The organism is Mesorhizobium sp. M7A.F.Ca.CA.004.12.1.1, from assembly GCF_003997835.1.
GTDB lineage: Bacteria > Pseudomonadota > Alphaproteobacteria > Rhizobiales > Rhizobiaceae > Mesorhizobium.
The window spans coordinates 1-3,683 of the sequence record NZ_RZRK01000621.1; the positions used below are offsets into that span (position 1 = coordinate 1).

The following is a 3,683-nucleotide window of genomic DNA, read 5'->3' on the forward strand; positions in this document are numbered from 1 at the left end:
TTGGGGGATTCCGGAGTAACCGAACGGACCTTGGTGGAACGGTTCCTCGAAGCGATGGTCAATCCGGAACTGAGGGCGCAGATCGACGTTGGGTCCGCAAAAATGTCAGGGAAAAGCCATGGAGAGCACTGAACGGGTCGATCACGCGGCCGCGCCGGACGACGACGCGCCGCATCTGCTTGTCGTCGACGACGACACCCGCATCCGCAATCTTCTCAAGCAGTATCTGACCGAAAACGGCTTTCGCGTCACCGTCGCCGGCAATGCCGGCGAAGCCAGGCGCAAGCTTGCCGGCCTCGACTTCGACCTTCTGGTGCTGGACGTCATGATGCCCGGTGAAACGGGCGTCGACCTGACCAAGTCGCTGCGAGCCGAAAAGAACGTACCGATCCTGATGCTGACGGCCCTGTCGGAGACCGACAGCCGCATCTCAGGGCTTGAGGCCGGCGCCGACGACTACCTGCCGAAGCCGTTCGATCCGCGCGAGCTGATCCTGCGCATCAACAACATTCTTCGCCGTGGTGGCCCGGCGACCACGCCCAAGGTCGAGCAGTTGGTCTTCGGCCCCTACACCTTCCAGATCGCCCGGCGCGAGTTGAAGCGTGGCGGCGAGGCGCTGAAGCTGACCGACCGCGAGCAGGAGATCCTGGCGATCTTCGCGGCAAGGGCCGGCGAGACGATACCCCGCCACGAGCTTGTCGGTGACGATTCGGAGGTCGGCGAGCGCACCATCGACGTCCAGATCAACCGGCTGCGCCGCAAGATCGAGCGCGATCCGTCCAACCCGGTCTGGCTGCAGACCGTGCGCGGTATTGGGTATCGGCTCAGCGTGGAATAGAATGCCGCCTGCGGCCTGCTGAGCGGCTGCGGGCAAGCGAAATGAGCGAATGGCAACCACGGAACTGGAACAGCCGGGCAATGGCGGCTTGAGCGTACGCGCCGCGCGGACGCTGAAGGCGGTGCCGCGCGCCTGGAACCGCTTCTGGCGCCTCGTCTCGCTGTATATGCCCAAGCGGCTCTATGCCCGCTCGCTGATCATCGTCATCGCGCCGATGATCCTGCTGCAATCGGTCGTCGCCTTCGTCTTCATGGAACGTCATTGGGCAACCGTGACGCAGCGCCTGTCGCAGGCCACCGTGCGCGACATCGCCGCCATCATCGACCTGATCGAAACCTATCCGCGCGATGCCGACTACACCAACATCATACGCATCGCCCAGGACCGCATGCAGTTGAAGGTCGACCTCTTGCCGCCCGACCCGCTGCCCGCGCCTGGCCCAAAACCGTTTTTCTCGATTTTGGATGATGTTCTCTCGTCGGAGATCACCCGCCAGATCAACCGCCCGTTCTGGATCGACACGGTCGGCAACTCCAACATCGTCGAGGTGCGCGTGCAGCTCGAGGGCAAGGTGCTGCGCGTCTTCGTGCGCCGCAGCCAGGCCTATGCCTCCAACACCCACATCTTCCTTATCTGGATGGTCGGCACCTCGCTGGTGCTCCTGATGATCGCCATTCCCTTCCTGCGCAACCAGATCCGGCCGATCCTGATGCTTGCCGAAGCCGCCGAAAGTTTCGGCAAGGGCCGGCCGATGCCGCGTGACTTCCGGCCCCGCGGCGCCGAGGAGGTTCGCCGCGCCGGCTTTGCCTTCATGCAGATGCGCGAACGCATCGAGCGCCAGATCGAGCAGCGCACCGCCATGCTGACCGGCGTCAGTCATGACCTGCGAACCATCCTCACCCGCTTCAAGCTGCAGTTGGCGCTTTCCGGCGGCAAGGCCGAGACCAAGGCCGCGCTCGACCAGGACATCGACGACATGCAGTCGATGCTCGAAGGCTATCTCGCCTTTGCCCGTGGCGAGGCTTCGGAAGACGCCGGACGGTTCGATCTCGAGGCCTATTTCGAAAAGCTCGGCGAGGAAGCCAGGCTGCGCAAGCGCAAGCTGTCGACGACGCTTGCCGGAGACCCCGATGTGCATGTGCGGCCGAACGCCTTTGCCCGATTGATGTCCAACGTCATCGGCAACGCCTTCCGCTATGCCAAGACGGTGGAAGTCAACGCCACCCATGGCCGCGGCTCGCTGCTGGTCACCATCGACGACGATGGTCCGGGCATTCCCGCCGACCGGCGCGAAGACGTCTTCAAACCCTTCGTGCGGCTCGACGAAGCCCGCAACCTCGATGCCAGCGGCACCGGGCTCGGCCTGTCGATCGCCCGCGACATCGCCCGTTCCCATGGCGGCGACATCACCCTTGAAGACAGCCCGCTCGGCGGACTGCGCGCTATCATCAAGGTTCCCGCATAACCGGCACGATACCGAAAGTGGAAACAGGCTTCATCCGCCCGTCATGAAACCATGATCAAGAACGCGCATGAAGCGCGCGACCTCAATTGATTCGACCTTGCCGCCTCACTTCGACCCCGTGCCCGTCCGGGTGCGCTGGAGCGAAGCGAGAGCAGCGGTCTGGTCGCCGTTCCGGCATCGTCTCAAGGCAACCGTCGACCTTTCCTGCAAAGGGCCGCCATGCGCATATTGATGGTCACCGATGCCTGGCGGCCGCAGGTTAACGGCGTTGTCCACACGCTGGAGCGGCTCACCGAGACGCTGAAATCCTTCGATGTCGCCGTGGATTTCCTGACGCCGAACATCTTTCGCACCCTGCCCTTGCCGACCTATCCCGACATCAGGCTGGCGCTGACCACGCCCGGCCATGTCGCGCGCCTGATCGACGCAGGCAAGGCCGACCACATCCACATCGTCACCGAAGGGCCGCTCGGCATCATGGCGCGGCGCTATTGCCGCAATGCCGGCCGGCCGTTCACCACCAGCTATCACACACGCTTCCCCGAATATCTCAGCGCACGGCTGCCAGTGCCGGAAAGCTGGGCCTATCGCTGGCTGCGCGATTTCCACAATTCCGGCCAAGGCACGCTGGTCGCCACCCAGTCGCTTGCCGACGACCTCTCGGCGCGCGGCTTCACCAAGCTGCGGCCGTGGACGCGCGGCGTCGACACCAACCATTTCCGGCCCGACAAGAAGAAGAATCTCGGCTTTCCCGGCCCTGTCTTCCTCTGCGTCGGCCGGGTCGCCATCGAAAAGAACCTCTCCGCCTTCCTCGACCTCGACCTGCCGGGCAGCAAGGTGATCGTCGGCGAAGGCCCTGAGCTTGCCAGGCTGAAGGCAAAATATCCGCAAGCGCATTTCCTCGGCCATCGCCCCAACGACGAACTGGCCGAGATCTATGCCTCGGCCGATGTCTTCGTCTTCCCGAGCCGCACCGACACGTTCGGCAACGTCATCATCGAGGCATTGGCCAGCGGCACGCCGGTTGCCGCCTATCCGGTGACCGGGCCGATCGACATTGTCGGCGACGGCTTTGGCGGCGCGGTCTCCAACGATCTGCGCGAGGCCTCGCTTGCCGCGCTCAATGTAGACCGTGCCGAAGCACGCGAACGCGCCATGCGCTACAGCTGGAAGGCTTGTGCAGAGATGTTCCTCGACACGGTCGAGGAAGCGCTGGGAACGACGCGCAAGCTGGCGGCCTAAAACAACCTGCCGCCATCCGGCACCTTGCGCTCGATCGCGCCGAGCACCACCGCGCCCTCTTCGTCGGGAAAGCCGAGCGTCAGCACTTCCGACATGAATGGACCGATCTGGCGCGGCGGGAAATTGACCACCGCGAAC

3 protein-coding genes and 2 pseudogenes are annotated in these 3,683 nt (G+C 64.1%); 4 read left to right on the forward strand and 1 reads right to left on the reverse strand.

Features of this window, described 5'->3' with window-relative positions:
- From EN984_RS39015 to EN984_RS26320, 4 genes and pseudogenes are all read left to right on the forward strand, one after another.
- Window positions 1–132: pseudogene (locus tag EN984_RS39015) on the forward strand (MarR family transcriptional regulator); the annotation flags it as partial.
- Window positions 119–838, forward strand: a complete 720-nt coding sequence (locus EN984_RS26310) for a response regulator transcription factor (RefSeq protein WP_013530014.1) — start codon at window positions 119–121, stop codon at window positions 836–838. The pseudogene EN984_RS39015 and the gene EN984_RS26310, both read left to right, overlap by 14 nt.
- Before the next feature lie 49 nt (window positions 839–887).
- Window positions 888–2,303 (forward strand): ATP-binding protein, encoded by a 1,416-nt coding sequence (locus EN984_RS26315; RefSeq protein WP_127268417.1) that lies wholly within the window; start codon window positions 888–890, stop codon window positions 2,301–2,303.
- A gap of 219 nt (window positions 2,304–2,522) precedes the next feature.
- Window positions 2,523–3,545, forward strand: a complete 1,023-nt coding sequence (locus tag EN984_RS26320) for a glycosyltransferase family 1 protein (protein WP_127270529.1) — start codon at window positions 2,523–2,525, stop codon at window positions 3,543–3,545.
- On the opposite strand, the pseudogene EN984_RS26325 reads toward EN984_RS26320, so the two are convergent.
- A pseudogene (locus tag EN984_RS26325) lies at window positions 3,542–3,683 on the reverse strand (tRNA-binding protein); the annotation flags it as partial. The gene EN984_RS26320 and the pseudogene EN984_RS26325 overlap by 4 nt on opposite strands.

Coding starts and splice junctions, on each gene's coding strand:
- EN984_RS26310 (WP_013530014.1), top strand. CDS start 119: ATGGAGAGCACTGAACGGGTCGATCACGCGGCCGCGCCGGACGACGAC.
- EN984_RS26315 (WP_127268417.1), top strand. CDS start 888: ATGGCAACCACGGAACTGGAACAGCCGGGCAATGGCGGCTTGAGCGTA.
- EN984_RS26320 (WP_127270529.1), top strand. CDS start 2,523: ATGCGCATATTGATGGTCACCGATGCCTGGCGGCCGCAGGTTAACGGC.